The sequence below is a fragment of the Paenibacillus sp. FSL P2-0089 genome, from assembly GCF_038595095.1.
GTDB classification, from domain to species: domain Bacteria; phylum Bacillota; class Bacilli; order Paenibacillales; family Paenibacillaceae; genus Paenibacillus_AQ; species Paenibacillus_AQ silagei.
In genome coordinates, this window is the sequence record NZ_CP152006.1 from 4,638,114 (window position 1) to 4,652,914 (window position 14,801).

Genomic DNA, 14,801 nt, shown 5'->3' on the forward strand with positions numbered 1-14,801 from the left:
GCCTGTTCTATAAATGTTTTTACATAAGTTAATTTACCTATACGAAGGAGCACTTAATCATGAACAGCCGTACCTCCCGCACTCAAATGATGTACACACTAGGGTTTTTGTTTTTTCTAATATCCGCATTCGCTTCATTTTTCACGGGAGTCAAGGTTGGAGCTGACAAGACAGAGGCCAAGTATTCACAGCTGAAGGACCACCCGAGCGCCCAGGAATTCTCCGGCTCCTACCAGCAGCAGGATCTTGTCACCTTTTATCATAACGTATTTTTGCCTTACCGGGAATTCAAGCGCAATTGGAACGAACAGGTGGGCGTTCTTGCCCGCAGCACGGATGCACGCCAGAATGCGGCAACACTGAAGAATCTGAGTATTCTCGCGGACAAGCAGTATGATAAGGTAACCCAGGATTCGCTCTTCACCAATTCGCCGATGCTCTATGAATCCCAGCTCAATATTCTTAAGAGTCTCACACTCTTCTCCCAAGCCTCCAGTAAGGTGACTGCGGGAGCTTCCGGCGCCGAAGCCGCAAAAGTGCTGAGAAGCGACAACTTCACAACCAGTGCCGTGAGATTCGGGCTGCTCGCCCAGAAGAACTTCTATGATTCCATGCTGAAATGGGGGTCGAAGACCCACCCGTCCATTCCGCAGCAGTCCAGTGAGCTGAAGACACTCTCTTTCATTCAGTGGAAAAAAATGCCGCTCTTGCTCAAGAATGCTTCCATCGCCAATATCATGCTCAACCGCGGCATCTACGCCGGATATGATCCGCAGGATATCACTGCCAAGATTGATGACATGATCTATTCCGGGACCGCCAGCTCGCTGAAGCTGAATGATATCCAGTCCTCCGTCACCCTGCTCATCTCCACCGGTGCGGTGCAGGAGCAGGACTTCATCAAGTGGCGGGAACAATATTACGGTAAAGAGATCATGCCGCAGCTCCCTTTCTTCTACGAGTAGGACCAGTTATTGCATCATAACGAAATTTACGGTCCACTTCAAGGCGGACTCGCGCAGAAGAATCCTATTGACACACTTGGCATCACCATGTTACATTATGACAAATTAATCAAGAAAAACCGATGATGGAACAAAGATTACTTGCAGTCTTCAGAGAGCCGGTGGGTGGTGAGAACCGGTGGCGGACATTAATCTTTAGCGCTCCTGAGATATTGTATTGAACACAAGAGTAGATACAATCGGATCACTCCGTTACCAGTGTGGCCTTTGCAGGCCAATGAGGCTGCTTCTTAACCGTCGCAGTGAATTAGGGTGGTACCACGAGAACTCTCGTCCCTTACTACGGCAGTAGTATGGGGGTTGGGAGTTTTTTTATTGCCATCTACCCGTGAATCCGGTACTTCTGCATGCTGTTTCTTTTGTGCGACAGCGCGTTACCCCGTTGTCAAGCTGCTTATTACGCTCTTGTAAGTTCTGGTACTGCGGATTGCCTTACCCGGTGATCCTTGGCATATACAATAGCTTTCCCATTTGAAGGAGGACAAGAGACCATGTTTAAAGTATTAGTATCGGATCCGATCAGCGATTTGGGCATTCAGCAATTGATGGACGCAAGCGATGTGACTGTAGACAAGAAAACAGGACTAAGTGAAGATGAGCTAGTTGCAATCATTGGCGAATATGACGGCTTACTCGTTCGCAGCCAGACTACCGTGACGGACAAAATTATCGCCGCCGGTACTAATCTCAAGGTTATCGGCCGGGCCGGAGTCGGCGTGGACAACATCAAGCTGGAGTCCGCCACGCAGCGCGGTGTAGTCGTTATCAATGCTCCGGACGGCAATACCATTACGACCTGTGAACATGCTTTTGCCATGATGATGGCCTTGGCCCGTCATATTCCTCAAGCCTACGCGAAGACGATTTCCGGCGTATGGGACAGAAAAACCTTCCTCGGCGTAGAGCTGCGCGGCAAGACACTGGGCGTACTCGGCATGGGCCGGATCGGCAGCGAGGTGGCCAAGCGCGCCAAAGCCTTCGGCATGAGCATCCTGGCCTATGACCCGTTCCTGACAGCTGACCGTGCAGAGAAAATGGAAGTGAAGCTGGCTTCGGTAGACGACATTGTGCGCGGTGCAGACTTCATCACCGTTCACACACCGCTCACCCCGGAGACCCGCCACATGATCTCCCGTCCGCAATTCGAAGTGATGAAAAAAGGCATGCGCATCATCAACTGTGCCCGCGGCGGTGTCATCGATGAAATGGCGCTGGTAGAAGCGATTGACAGCGGTATTGTAGCCGGTGCTGCGTTCGACGTCTTCGAGAAGGAGCCGCCTGAAGCAGACCACCCGTTCCTTACACATCCGAAGATTATCGTGACTCCGCATCTGGGCGCTTCGACGATTGAAGCCCAGGAGAACGTAGCCATCGATGTATCCGAGCAGGTCCTTCATATCCTGCGCAACGAACCGTTCATCAACGCGGTGAACATTCCGCCGGTTGCACCTAGCGTGATGAACAAGCTGCAGCCGTACTTCACCCTCGGCGAGAAGCTGGGCAGCTTCGCTACGCAGATTACGGACGGAGCGATCCGCGAGATCCATGTGGAATATGCCGGTGATCTCTCGGATGTGGATACCCAGCCGCTTACCCGCTATGTCGTCAAAGGTGTGCTCACCCGCCACTTTGCCGGAGATGTGAACATCGTCAACTCGATGCATCTGGCGAAGACCCGTGATGTGAATGTAGTGGTGACCAAGGCTTCCAAAACCAAAGGCTTCACCAACCTCATCACGGTAACACTCAAGGCTGAGCATGATGAAGAGCGTCTGGTCGCCGGTACCCTGCTGCAGGGCTATGGCGAACGGATTGTTAAGGTCAACAAGTTCCCGGTCGATATTGCTCCGGAAGGCCATCAGGTTGTGATCTCGCATAATGACAAGCCGGGTATTATCGGACTCGTCGGCACCCTGCTTGGCGAGAACGGCGTCAATATCGCATCCATGCAGGTTGGCCGTACGATCATCGGCGGAGCTGCCATTATGCTACTGACCGTTGATAAGGGTGTGCCGAAGGAGGTCCTGGTGAAGCTGGCCGGACTGCCGGAGATCAACACCGCTGAGGAGATCATTCTGCTCTAATTCTTATTTCTTCACAATAAAACACTCTTCGGGAGTGCAGGCCCCAGGCCGCGCACTTCCAAAGAGTGTTTTTGCGTTATACTATGAAATCCGGTAGGCTGGCACCTGCCGGCCATCGGTGTCCGTAAAGCCATATTTCCGTGCCAGGTCCCCTACCTTCTGGGGAGTGCCAGTCATGGATATCACTTCAGGATCAGCAGCAAGCGCTGCAACTGCCCGTCCGATATAAGCGGTTGATTCAGTGGTCTGAAGCCCCTCCTCCTCCTGCCAGTGCTCCTCATCTGTGCCGAAGCTGTCCAGGACCAGCTCGGTCCGCATCCAGCCGGGAGAGACGGGAATCACCGCGATGCCATCCGCAGCCACCTCTAGGGATAATCCGTAGGCCATGCGCACCAGTGCATTTTTGGACAGATCATAATAGAAGTTCCCCGTGTACTTGTACTCGTCCCAGAAGGTTGTATGGACGATTAATTTACCCGCCCCCGCTCCTTCCCTGCGCATCAGGGGTACAGCATAATAATTAGTCATTAGCTGCGCCCTCACACCCGCAGTGAACATATGATCCCAATGCTGCACCGGCTGCTCCCAGAACGGTTCATTCTCGATAGGGAGAGTATTGCCGCCCCAGACGTTATTGACCAGAATATCCAGTCTGCCCTGCTCAGCGCTAATCTGCCGGATTACGGCCTCTGTCTCGCTGTCATTGGTATGATCACAGCGGATCACGGCTCCGTCCCCGCCTAAGCGGCGGATCTCAGCCAGCACCCCTTCAAGCGTTCTTGCCTGTCCCTCCTGCGGCATACCGGCATTCCTGCCCGTAATGTATACATAGACACCAGCCTTCGCCAGCTCCAGTGCAATGCCTCTGCCCGCTCCCCTGCTCCCGCCTGTTACCAATGCCACTTTCCCTTGCAGATTTGTCATTTGATCCGCTCCCTTTCATCTATCATGCCCGGATTAGATGATCATTTGCGCTAATCCGTACTCTTGTCTAATATATACCTTATACATGACAACCATTGACATATATAAATAATACATTCAAGGGAGGTTGCAGAATGAGAGCGGATCGCCTGATCACTATCGTTCAACTCTTACAGAGCCGCGGGAAAATCAGCTCCAAAGAGCTGGCGCAAACGCTGGAGGTATCCGAACGTACAATCTTCCGGGATATGGAGGCACTAAGCTTCTCCGGCATCCCCGTGCTGGCGGAGCGCGGCCGGGAAGGCGGCTGGAAGCTGGCTGAAGGCTACCGGAATTCCCTGACCGGAATGAACACCAAGGAGATTGCCGCGCTGCTGGTGCCCGCTGATCCGGCGATTCTGCACGCTCTGGGCATTCAGGAGGAGTTCTCCTCGGCCGCCCGCAAGCTGCAGGCCGTCGCTACCCGGCAGCCAGTCACCCCCTTCAGCTTCCTCAGCCAGCGGATTCACATCGACGGAGCCGGGTGGCATCCCTCCGGGGAGACCTATCCCTGCCTATCCGCTTTGCAGGGAGCCTTATGGGAGAACCGCAAGGTGAGCATCACCTATCTGCGCGGGGAGGACGCCGCCGAGCGGCTGGTTGCACCGCTGGGGCTGGTAGTCAAGCGCGGCGTCTGGTACTTGGTCGCGGGGCATGACAGCGAGCTGCGGACCTACAGGGTCTCCAGAATCACTGAGGCCAAAGTCACAGATGAGTCTTTTGAGCAGCCGGAGGATTTCCACCTGTCTGAGTACTGGGAGACCTCCACCGCCGCATTCAAGTCTGCCTTGCCCAGGTACCCCTCCAGCCTTCTTGTAAGAGAGCAAACGATGAAGGAGCTGCAGAAGGAGCGATACGTCGCCCTGTTGCACCAGGAGCCTGCTGAGGCCCCGGGCTGGATCAGGGCCGAGGCCGAGTTCAACACGCCGGAGTCTGCGTGCCGGATCATCCTGTCCCTGGGTCAGGGTATCAAGGTGACGGCACCGCCTGAGCTTGCGGATACGGTTGCTGCGGCTCTGCGTGAAGCGGCAGCATTATACGATTTTTAATAATAGACCAAATGCACTAGTATCCCCTATAATATTACAATACACATTATTATTTATAGGGGGACTTTACATTATGGACTGGATGAACAAGCTGCCGTTGAAACAAAAAATCGTCACCGGATGTTACCTGGTTGCCGCTTTATTCGCTGTCCCTGTCTTAATCACGCTAATCCTCATGGACAGGCTGTTCATCGGCATTATTCTTGTCGCCGTCCTGGCAGCGCTGACTTACCCGCTTGCGCGCTTCATTGAGAGAACGCTTACATCTTCATTTGAGGATATCTCCAATGTGACGCACACGATTGCCAAAGGCGACTTCACCAGCCGTGCCGATGAGAATGGCTCCATGGGCGACATCAGCCGCTCCTTCAACACCATGATTGACAAGCTCAAAAAAATCCTCACCGATGCCTCACAGATTACCCGTCAGGTTATGGACGCCAGCCGCGGGATTGAAGACAAGAATCAGAACCTGAAGTTTGTCATGGCGCAGGTGGCCTCCTCCTCCAATGAACTGGCCCTCGGTGCTAACGAAATCTCGGTGGATATCGCTGATATGACCGAATCGATCAAGGATATCGAAATCAAAGTCTCCAATTATACGAATTCCACCAAGGAAATGAATAAAAGGTCTGTACATACGCTGGAATTGGTAGAACAGGGACGGCAATCGGTGGATACCCAAGCCGAAGGCATGCGCAAGAACATCCAGGCTACCCAGAAGGTGGCGGATACTATCGAAGCCCTATCGCATAACGCACGAGGCATTACGATGATTACCAAGACGATTACCGAAATTGCTGAACAGACCAATCTGCTGTCGCTCAATGCTTCTATTGAAGCCGCCCGTGCAGGCGAGCATGGCCGCGGGTTCGCCGTTGTTGCCCAGGAGGTCCGCAAGCTGGCCGAGGAATCCACCGCTTCAACCAAAGAGGTGTTCGGTCTGGTACGCAGCATCGAAGCGGATATCAAGCAGGCTATCGATAACATCGCCATCAATGAAGAGGTAGTCCAGGTGCAGAATGAGATGATTACGGAGACAGCCAACATTTTTGCTCAAATTGTGCATAGTGTCCAATACATAACCGAGCAGATTGCCTCCTTTTCCGCAGAGAGTGACCTTATGCTGGAGAGCGCGCTCAAGATCTCCGGGGCGATCGAGAATATCTCAGCCATCACCCAGGAGACCGCCGCAGGGACGGAAGAGGTATCCGCAGCGATGAACGAACAGATTCATGCTCTTCAATCCGTAGCTGAGGAGACAGAGAAGATGACCTCCGCGGTCTTCAACCTGCAAAAAACAATTCATATTTTCAAATTTTAACCTCAGCACAAAGAGACACGCCTGCGGAATTTTCTGCGGGAGGTGTCTCTTTTTTTGGGCAAAACAAAGATTGTTATGTAATATTCACAAATTGTTGAAATTGTGCATAAGGGTAAAAAACGTGCTTTGCACTTCTTTACTATAGTCGTTCTATTGTCATGGCTTGTCTATAAGCTAATATCTCACATCACTATTACTTAAGTCCTATCACCGAAATATGTAATGCTGTATATCTAGTGAATTCTTAATGTTTTGCAGTAAATCAGGAATGTAATGAGGCTTTGTGCTCACTTCCCACATTAATCAACCTAAACGGCCATTTGCATTTTAAGACTTTAGTCTTCCAGGGACAACCATTTTCAAAAGTTTGAAAATCCAAATATTTAGCCATTTCCACTCCTGAATATTCGTCAAATTCCGAGTTTCTTCTCACAGGGGTTATTGACAAAAGCGGAGCAAGGAATATATTGTAAAGGAAAATTCTCCACAAATTCATTTATAACCGCATACCGGCAAAATTCACCGAAAGGGAATGACGCAAAGCCATGGATCTACAGTCTCATTTCTGAAGTGGGATCATGACAGCCAGGTTGCTGAAAAACTGTGAACGCCTTAGGTTTCGCGTTTGATTATGGTGATTCGTGCAACAGACCTGTGCTCCAATGGTGAGTACAGGTTTTCTATTGCTGACGTATACAAATAACAACTTGCGGGGTGGATGTTCTGAAGACAGTTGCAGATTATATGGCGGAAGCATTACACGATCTGGGAGTCACTCATTCTTTTGGAATCATAGGCAAGTCTATTTGCCCCATCGCTTTGAAAATGGTTGACTACGGTATAGAGTTCATCCCCGGCCGGCACGAATCCAGCTCCGGCTTCGCCGCCGGCGGTTATGCTCTGAAGACCGGCAGTCTCGGGGTAGCCTTCGGCACCTCCGGTCCGGGGGGAACGAATCTGCTCACCGCAGCAGCGCATGCCAAGGCCAATAATCTTCCCGTCCTCTTCATCACCGGACATCAGTCCATCAAGGAGCTGGGCATTCCCCAATGTCAGGATTCCACTTCCTACCTGGCTGATTTGGCGGATATGTTCCGGCCGGCCACCCTCTTCAGCAAGCTCGTTGAACGCGGCGATCACTTCAGCACGATTTTCAACCATGCCCTATCCATCGCCCTCGGTGACCAAAAAGGTCCGGTCCATCTCTGCATTCCGTTTGATGTGCAGACAGAGCGGCTCGCGGAATGCCGGATTGTTCTGCCGGAACGCGAGGGACTAGTCAGTTATCAGAACTATGACCGGGTCATCTCGGCGATTAATCAATCCGCTAGGCCGCTGATCATTGCCGGTAAAGGCGTCAACCGCTCAGGTGCCCATCAGGAACTGGTTCAGCTGGCCGAAACCTTCAACATTCCTGTAGTCACCTCTCCAGGCGGCAAAGGTGCAATAGCTCATGATCACCCGCTCTACCACGGTCCTGTCGGCGTTGGCGGCTCCTCGCACGGCGATGAATTGCTGAACAACAGCGACCTGTTCATTGTTCTGGGCTCCCGCCTGAGCGACATGACCATCTGCAACCTGAAGCCGGAGAATCATCCGCCGCAGCTGATCCAGTTCGATGTAGATCCAACCTTTGTCGGCAAAATACTGTCCTCATCCACCATCGCTGTCGGCGGGGACTTAAGGGACAACCTGGCACTGTATCTTCAGAAGCTGGACCCCTCTACGGTCACCAAGCATGAAATCACAATCTCCAATGCTTACAATGACGAGTTGCCCGTGCTGGCGGGGCTCTCTCTGGCTTCGGTAATGAGCACGATGAGCGACTTGATTCCTTACAACAGCAGCGTGTTTGTAGATGACGGCAGCCACGGGTTCAATGCTGTGAAATGGTTCAATGTCCGCAGGCCCGGCAGCTTCATATTCGATGCCTACTTTGCTTGCATGGGCAATTCAATTGGCATGGCGATCGGCGCCAAGACGGCTTCTCCCGGAGAGACTGTCTTCTGCATTACCGGTGACGGCTGTTTTATGATGCTCGGAACTGAAATAAACACAGCCGTTTGCAAGGACATTCCGGTGATTTTCATTGTGGTGAACAATAAGCAGCTGGATATGGCGCTTAAGGGTATGGAGAAAACGACTGGCCGGATTGACGGTACGATCTTCGAGGTTCCGATGGATGCCGTGAAATTCGCCGAATCGCTGGGTGCAGCCGGCTTCCGCTGCGAGACGCAGGAGGAGTTCGCTGCCGCAATCCAAGAAACTGTGGCACTTAACAAGGCAGCTGTAATTGAGCTGCTGACTGACCGTGATGAAATGCCTCCTACGGCCCACCGCACGCTGGATCTTACGTAAGGAAGCCGTATCCGCACACCTTTTCTAACCTACTATCAGGAGGACATATCGTGAACAAGAACATGAACAGCGGACTCGATCATTTCACTGATCTCTCAGGAGATTATGGGGCCAAGGCCCTGGCTCCGATCAAAGAGCATTTTCCGGAATTAGCCGAATATATCATGGGCAATGCCTATGGCGATATTTTTCAGCGGACCACGATTGGCTCTGACTGGAAGGAGATCGCGGTGATCTCGTCGCTGATTACGATGGGACAATATGAACAGCTGGGGGTTCATTATGTAATGGCGCTCCGCGTTGGCATGACCGTCGAGCAGATCAAGGGCGTGCTGCTGCATCTGACCCCTTGCGTCGGTGCCCCCCGGGTGATTTCGGCCTTTAATGTGCTGCTGGATACTCTGGAGGAAATCAAAGAAAAATCTTCATAAATCTACAAATTTCGACTTTTGATTGCACGTTTCAGTATGATCTGGTTATAATGAAGGCAAAATATCCCAAATCGAATTGCGGTTTTGTCGAATATAGTCGCAGGAATAACGTTTTGGAGGTATTGGAAATTACACTTAGGGAGAGATCAACATGGGACAATTTATTTTGAAGACAGATACTGCGAAGAAAGTAATCAATATTGAGCTGGAGGGAACCTTCTCTAACGAGGACGGGCTCAAATCTATACAGGCTTACCAGCAGACTATTAACCCGATCAGCCCTGCTGAATATGCACTAGAGATCGACTGCCGCAAGCTGAATGTAACCGCTCCTGATGTTGTACCGCTGCTTGAAGGCTGCTTCATCATGTTCAAGGCTGATGGCTTCCAGAAAGTGAGTCTTACCCTGGAAAATAACCCGATCCTCAAAATGCAGCTGGCACGCCTGGGCCGCAAAGCAGGACTTGAGAATCTGGAGATCACTTCAACCGTACAAGCTTAATAAATACAATTTAAACCTAAATCAGCCGCTTGAAACGCACAGGTTCATTCATTAAACCGGCTGCTAATGCTGGAAGAGAGTTTTGTAAGAAGCAGATTCGTGAGAAGTATAGCTAACAAAACTTTAGGAGGTCTGTACTATGGCGGGGATTCGCATTAAGGACATTGATATCTACCATCCAGACAAAAGAATCGGCAATGACTTTTTCATTCAGCATTTTGATGACAAAGGTATTGATATCCGTGGACTGCTGGCTACTCTGGGCCGTGAAAACCGCTACAGCATCGACAGCCCGGATGAGAATTCCCTGACAATGGCTTTTGAAGCCGCAAGTAATGTTCTGGAGAAGACCGGTCTTACCGGCCCTGACATTGACCTGATCGCTTATGCAAGCCAAACCCCTGAATATATATTTCCTACGAACTCATTGATGATTCACCGCCTGATTAACGGAGCTTCGCATACCATCTGTATTGACAGCAATGCCAACTGTGCCGGAATGACCGCCTCGGTTGAGCAGGTCAGCCGCCAGATGATGGCGAACCCGAGAATCCGCCGCGCCCTGGTCATCGGCTCCGATTACGTGGCACCGCATGCGGACAAGAATGATCCGGTATATTACGCGAACTTCGGTGATGCCGCTGCCGCTGTTATTCTGGAGCGCGATGAGCATTCGGTCGGCTTCATTGACTCTATCTACCAGACAGACACCTGTGTGTACGGCAACTCTCTGTTCCCGGCAGAAGGCCTGGCTAAGCTCGGACGCACCGGTGTTGCCGCAGGAGAGTTCAATGTGAAGTTCATTCCATTCGATGATTCCATCTGTGTGGATGCCGCTTCCGAATCAATCAACACTCTGCTGAGCAACAACGGGATTGCCCCTGAATCGGTCAAGGCTGCCTGCTTCTCACAGCTGTCTCTTCCGAACATCCAGGCCGTCTCCGGCAAAACCGGTATTAACCCTGAGGCCGCAGTCTACATAGGCGATGAGTTCGGCTATACCTCGACCAGCAGCCCGTTCATTGCCCTTCACAGAGCCGTCACTACCGGGCAGCTTGAACGCGGAGACAAGGTCCTGTTCTGGACCGTGGGCGCCGGATGGCAGAATGTCGCATTTGTAATGGAGTACTAATCTTACTGTTCATTCTGTTCCAGAGTAAAAAACGGCCCGCAGCAGAGTTTCTGCCTGCGGGCCGTTTCTGTTCTTAATGCCTCTACTCCGCTCTAAAGTCTGCCTTCGTGCTTGCCCTCATGCTTCTCCCAGCCCATCGTGCGCGACACAGCATCCTGCCAGGCACCGTATCTGCGTTCCCGCTCCTCCGGCTCCATCTGCGGCGAGAAGACCTTCTCGGCCGTATTGAAGCTCTCTAGCTGCTCACGGGTCCATACCCCGGAGGTAAGTCCGGCTAGCAGCGCAGCGCCAAGTGCTGTAGTCTCCGCGTAGGTTGTACGTGTCACTTCGCTGCCCAGAATATCGGCCTGGAACTGCATCAGCAGATTGTTGCGCACCGCACCGCCGTCTACCCTCAGGCCGGTGAGCGGCATGCCGGCATCCTTCTGCATTGCGTCGATGACATCGCGGGACTGGAAGGCCAGTGATTCCAGCGTCGCCCGTACCAGATGTGCGGAGGTGGTGCCACGCGTCAAGCCGAATATGGCGCCCCGCGCATACATATCCCAGTAAGGCGCACCCAGGCCGGTAAAGGCTGGCACTACCACAACCCCCTCACTCTCGTCCACCTCGCTGGCCTTCTCTTCCGAGTCGGCGGGCGCGACAATTAGCCCCAGCCCCTCCTGCAGCCACTGCACAGCCGCTCCAGCCACGAAGACACTGCCTTCCAGTGCATAATAGAGCTCATCCCCCATGCCCCAGGCTACCGTAGTCAATAGGCCATGACTGGATGCCACAGCTTCAGTGCCTGTATTCATGAGAATGAAGCAGCCTGTCCCATAGGTGTTCTTAGCACTGCCTGCCTCCAGGCAGGTATGACCAAACAGCGCTGCCTGCTGATCCCCCAGCACCGACCGGATAGGAATCTCCAGACCGAACCACTGCTGGTCACAGACACCGAAATCTCCGCCCGACATCCTCACCTCCGGCAGAATGGACGGCGGAATACGCAGCGTGTCTATCAGCTCTTCATCCCACTGGCGCTCATGCAGGTTATACATCATCGTTCTTGAAGCATTAGTAACGTCTGTAGCGTGTACCGCACCCCCGGTCAGCTTCCAGATCAGCCAGGTGTCTATCGTTCCCGCCAGGAGCTCTCCCTTGCCCGTACGCTCTCTTGCTCCCGGTACATGATCCAGAATCCATGCCAGCTTGGTCGCCGAGAAATACGCGTCGATGACAAGCCCCGTCTTGTCCGCAATGACTCCGGCCATCCCCTGCGATTTCAGCTCCTCACATTGGTCTGCTGTCCGCCGGTCCTGCCAGACAATTGCCGGATAGATCGGTTCGCCTGTAATTTTATCCCAGATAAGTGCAGTCTCCCGCTGGTTGGTAATCCCGATTGCCGTGATGTGATTAGCCGGTACAGAGCTTGCTGCAATGGCATCTCTGGCTGCGGCAAGCTGGCTCTCCCAGATCTGCTCCGGGTCATGCTCCACCCAGCCTGGGCGGGGAAAGGATTGCTTGATCTCATATTGCCCCTGCGAAATCACTTCCGCCTCTGTATCAAAGAGAATTGCCCGTGAGCTGGTAGTACCTTGGTCCAAGGATAAGATCATAATGCCCAGCCTCCTGCAAGCCTTAGCTTGAATATATGTTTCACGATGAACAATATTAATGTGGTGATTTCAACAAAAAGCACCTCTGCTCTCAGAGGCGCTGTCATGCATGGTCTTGGTTTACTGTTTTTCGACAGGAAGCCGCAGGGTAAATGTGGTGCCTTCTCCCAGCTTGCTGGAGGCATAAATGCTGCCGTGATGCGATTCGACGATATTCTTCACAATAGCAAGACCAAGCCCGGTACCGCCCGTCTCCCCGCGCAGGCGGGCTTTATCCGCTTTGTAGAAGCGTTCGAAGATAAACGGCAGATCCTCGGGGTTAATGCCGGCCCCCTGGTCTCTGATCGCGATCTCCACCAGACTCCTGCCCTCCAGTACTACTGTGCCTGCCAGAATAGAGATTCTCCGGTCCGCCGGAGTGTGCCGGAAGGCATTATCCAGCAGATTGGTCAGCACCTGCTCCAGCTTGTCTTCATCGGCTGCCCCCAGCAGCAGTTCCTGTTCAGGCTTCTTAAGCTCCAGCATGATATCCCGCTCCTTGGCTCTGACGGAGAACTTGCGGTATACCCGCTCCAGCAATTCTCCCACATCCACCCTGGCCTTCAGCATATCCGTATGTCCTGCTTCCATGCGTGCCAGGTCCAGCAGATCCTTCACCAGACGGCCCATACGCAAGGATTCATCATGAATGACCTGAACCAGCTCACTGCTCTCCTCCGGAGAGGAAGCCATTCCGTCTAGTAGTGCTTCACTGTAGCCCTGCATCATGGATAGCGGGGTGCGGATCTCATGGGATACATTGGCCACGAAATCACGCCGCATCTTCTCCAGACGTACCTCTTCGGTCACATCCCGCAGAACGGCAACAGCTCCGCGCAGATGATCTTCGGAATAGAGCGGTGCCATGTGCACCGACCATACCCCCTGCCGGACATGGACATTGGAGCGTTGATCGCCCCCGCCCTCAAGGGTGCTGAAGAACAGCGGGCGAAGCGGCGGCGGCACCTCACTGGAAGCGGCGGCCTTCGGAAGTAAGCCGTTATCCTCTTCTTCCTCCCAGGCAAGATCACTCCAGGTTTCGAGGAGGGTCTGGCCATGCGGATTGGTGAGGATGATCCGGCCTTCGATATCGAAAGTGATTACCGCATCGCTCATGCTGCGCAGAACACTGGATAAATGCCCTTTTTCATTATTCAGACTGCGTATATTCTCTTCCAGCTCTTCCGCCATGTGGTTAAACGATGTGGCGAGCTGGCCGATCTCATCGCTTGTGACCAGGGTCAGTCTTGTTCCATACTCGCCGCGGCGGATGTCATTCGCTGCCTCAATAACCTGCTGCATCGGCTGGGTGATCTTCGTGAACAGGAACAGTGCAAAGAAGGTGGTCAGAGAGAACCCTATCATGCATGTATACATGAACAAGCGCTTGATTGCACCGGAATTGGTGAAATTACTGTCGATGTAAGGCAGCAGGAACAGCCCGAGTGTAATGAGCACGACAGCAACCAGAAAGATGATCGTGATCCACAGCTTACCGACAAGGCTTCTCCAGAAGTTCACTTATTTAGGCACCTCTAGCTTATAGCCTACTCCCCATACCGTTGTAATCATCGCTGCCGATTCCGGGGATACCTTATTCAGTTTTTCACGCAGACGCTTGACATGGGTATCCACGGTGCGCAGATCTCCGAAGAACTCATAATTCCATACATCCTTCAGCAGCTCCTCACGTGAGAACACCTTGTCCGGTGAGATGGCCAGATAATGCAGCAGCTCGTATTCCTTGGGCGTCAGACTTACCTCTTGGCCCCCTGCGCTTACGCGGTGTGCATCATGCTCAATAATCAGGAACGGGAACACGATATTGTTGCTTGAATTACTCTCTTTGGACAAAAATGCCGTTGCGGAAGAACGGCGCATGATCGCCTTGACCCGGTAGATCACCTCGCGCGGACTGAACGGCTTGACGACATAATCGTCTGCCCCCATCTCAAAGCCCTGCACCCGGTTAATCTCCTCACCCTTAGCGGTAAGCATCAGGACCGGTGTGGACTTCACCCCTCTTAGCCGGGTCAGCACTTCAATCCCGTCAATACCCGGCAGCATCACATCCAGCAGAATCAGACCGTAGTCATTGGCGGTTGCTTTGCGCAGGGCGATTTCCCCGTCCTCCGCCTCATCAATCTCGTAGCCTTCTTTTTCAAGATACATTTTGAGCAGGCGGCGGATACGTTCTTCGTCATCCACCACCAGAATTCTATTCAAGTGCTCAGCCATTTACACAACAACCCCTTCATCAATTACAGTAGAACGTCACCCTGGATCATACGCATGC

At 52.6% G+C, this 14,801-nt stretch carries 12 protein-coding genes, 1 riboswitch and 1 other annotated feature; of the genes, 8 read left to right on the plus strand and 4 right to left on the minus strand.

What is annotated here, in order from left to right; genetic code table 11:
* Nucleotides 1–59 precede the first annotated feature (59 nt).
* Nucleotides 60–965, plus strand: coding sequence for a hypothetical protein (locus NST69_RS19525; protein WP_340951637.1), 906 nt, complete (start codon nucleotides 60–62; stop codon nucleotides 963–965).
* A 113-nt stretch (nucleotides 966–1,078) separates the two neighbouring features.
* Nucleotides 1,079–1,306: a binding site (T-box leader), on the plus strand.
* A gap of 210 nt (nucleotides 1,307–1,516) precedes the next feature.
* A complete protein-coding gene (serA, locus tag NST69_RS19530; protein ID WP_036727344.1) occupies nucleotides 1,517–3,109 on the plus strand; it encodes a phosphoglycerate dehydrogenase in 1,593 nt (530 codons plus the stop codon).
* An 81-nt stretch (nucleotides 3,110–3,190) separates the two neighbouring features.
* Here the strand turns inward: serA and NST69_RS19535 are convergent, their stop codons facing one another.
* Nucleotides 3,191–4,033, minus strand: coding sequence for an SDR family NAD(P)-dependent oxidoreductase (locus NST69_RS19535; RefSeq protein WP_340951635.1), 843 nt, complete (start codon nucleotides 4,031–4,033; stop codon nucleotides 3,191–3,193).
* 134 nt (nucleotides 4,034–4,167) lie between these two features.
* Here NST69_RS19535 and NST69_RS19540 point away from each other — a divergent pair, with 134 nt between their 5' ends.
* The 6 genes from NST69_RS19540 (at nucleotide 4,168) to NST69_RS19565 (ending at nucleotide 10,868) form a co-directional block, all read left to right on the plus strand.
* Nucleotides 4,168–5,121 carry a YafY family protein gene (locus NST69_RS19540; RefSeq protein ID WP_340951632.1) on the plus strand — a complete coding sequence of 318 codons (954 nt, stop codon included), beginning with the start codon at nucleotides 4,168–4,170 and terminating at the stop codon, nucleotides 5,119–5,121.
* A 73-nt stretch (nucleotides 5,122–5,194) separates the two neighbouring features.
* On the plus strand, nucleotides 5,195–6,445 hold the full coding sequence (locus NST69_RS19545) for a methyl-accepting chemotaxis protein (RefSeq protein WP_340951629.1): 1,251 nt from the start codon (nucleotides 5,195–5,197) through the stop codon (nucleotides 6,443–6,445).
* 501 nt (nucleotides 6,446–6,946) lie between these two features.
* A riboswitch (cyclic di-GMP riboswitch) is annotated at nucleotides 6,947–7,043 on the plus strand.
* Between the two features lie 116 nt (nucleotides 7,044–7,159).
* Nucleotides 7,160–8,803 carry a thiamine pyrophosphate-binding protein gene (locus NST69_RS19550; protein ID WP_342546960.1) on the plus strand — a complete coding sequence of 548 codons (1,644 nt, stop codon included), beginning with the start codon at nucleotides 7,160–7,162 and terminating at the stop codon, nucleotides 8,801–8,803.
* Between the two features lie 50 nt (nucleotides 8,804–8,853).
* Nucleotides 8,854–9,234 (plus strand): carboxymuconolactone decarboxylase family protein, encoded by a 381-nt coding sequence (locus tag NST69_RS19555; protein WP_051478169.1) that lies wholly within the window; start codon nucleotides 8,854–8,856, stop codon nucleotides 9,232–9,234.
* A gap of 151 nt (nucleotides 9,235–9,385) precedes the next feature.
* Nucleotides 9,386–9,736, plus strand: coding sequence for a hypothetical protein (locus NST69_RS19560; protein WP_036727352.1), 351 nt, complete (start codon nucleotides 9,386–9,388; stop codon nucleotides 9,734–9,736).
* Between the two features lie 139 nt (nucleotides 9,737–9,875).
* Complete coding sequence (locus NST69_RS19565) at nucleotides 9,876–10,868, plus strand: 3-oxoacyl-[acyl-carrier-protein] synthase III C-terminal domain-containing protein (protein WP_036727354.1); 993 nt, start codon at nucleotides 9,876–9,878, stop codon at nucleotides 10,866–10,868.
* 92 nt (nucleotides 10,869–10,960) lie between these two features.
* On the opposite strand, the gene glpK is transcribed toward NST69_RS19565, so the two are convergent.
* The 3 genes from glpK to NST69_RS19580 all read right to left on the minus strand — a co-directional run bounded on the left by glpK (nucleotide 10,961) and on the right by NST69_RS19580 (nucleotide 14,743).
* Nucleotides 10,961–12,466 carry a glycerol kinase GlpK gene (gene glpK, locus NST69_RS19570; RefSeq protein WP_340979740.1) on the minus strand — a complete coding sequence of 502 codons (1,506 nt, stop codon included), beginning with the start codon at nucleotides 12,464–12,466 and terminating at the stop codon, nucleotides 10,961–10,963.
* A gap of 120 nt (nucleotides 12,467–12,586) precedes the next feature.
* Nucleotides 12,587–14,026, minus strand: coding sequence for an ATP-binding protein (locus tag NST69_RS19575; protein ID WP_340979741.1), 1,440 nt, complete (start codon nucleotides 14,024–14,026; stop codon nucleotides 12,587–12,589).
* Nucleotides 14,027–14,743 (minus strand): response regulator transcription factor, encoded by a 717-nt coding sequence (locus NST69_RS19580; RefSeq protein WP_036727360.1) that lies wholly within the window; start codon nucleotides 14,741–14,743, stop codon nucleotides 14,027–14,029.
* Nucleotides 14,744–14,801: the final 58 nt, after the last annotated feature.

What these genes read in the sequence shown, in the direction of transcription:
- NST69_RS19525 (WP_340951637.1), top strand. Translation starts at nt 60, where the DNA reads ATGAACAGCCGTACCTCCCGCACTCAAATGATGTACACACTAGGGTTT.
- serA (WP_036727344.1), top strand. Translation starts at nt 1,517, where the DNA reads ATGTTTAAAGTATTAGTATCGGATCCGATCAGCGATTTGGGCATTCAG.
- NST69_RS19535 (WP_340951635.1), bottom strand. Translation starts at nt 4,033, where the DNA reads ATGACAAATCTGCAAGGGAAAGTGGCATTGGTAACAGGCGGGAGCAGG.
- NST69_RS19540 (WP_340951632.1), top strand. Translation starts at nt 4,168, where the DNA reads ATGAGAGCGGATCGCCTGATCACTATCGTTCAACTCTTACAGAGCCGC.
- NST69_RS19545 (WP_340951629.1), top strand. Translation starts at nt 5,195, where the DNA reads ATGGACTGGATGAACAAGCTGCCGTTGAAACAAAAAATCGTCACCGGA.
- NST69_RS19560 (WP_036727352.1), top strand. Translation starts at nt 9,386, where the DNA reads ATGGGACAATTTATTTTGAAGACAGATACTGCGAAGAAAGTAATCAAT.
- NST69_RS19565 (WP_036727354.1), top strand. Translation starts at nt 9,876, where the DNA reads ATGGCGGGGATTCGCATTAAGGACATTGATATCTACCATCCAGACAAA.
- glpK (WP_340979740.1), bottom strand. Translation starts at nt 12,466, where the DNA reads ATGATCTTATCCTTGGACCAAGGTACTACCAGCTCACGGGCAATTCTC.
- NST69_RS19580 (WP_036727360.1), bottom strand. Translation starts at nt 14,743, where the DNA reads ATGGCTGAGCACTTGAATAGAATTCTGGTGGTGGATGACGAAGAACGT.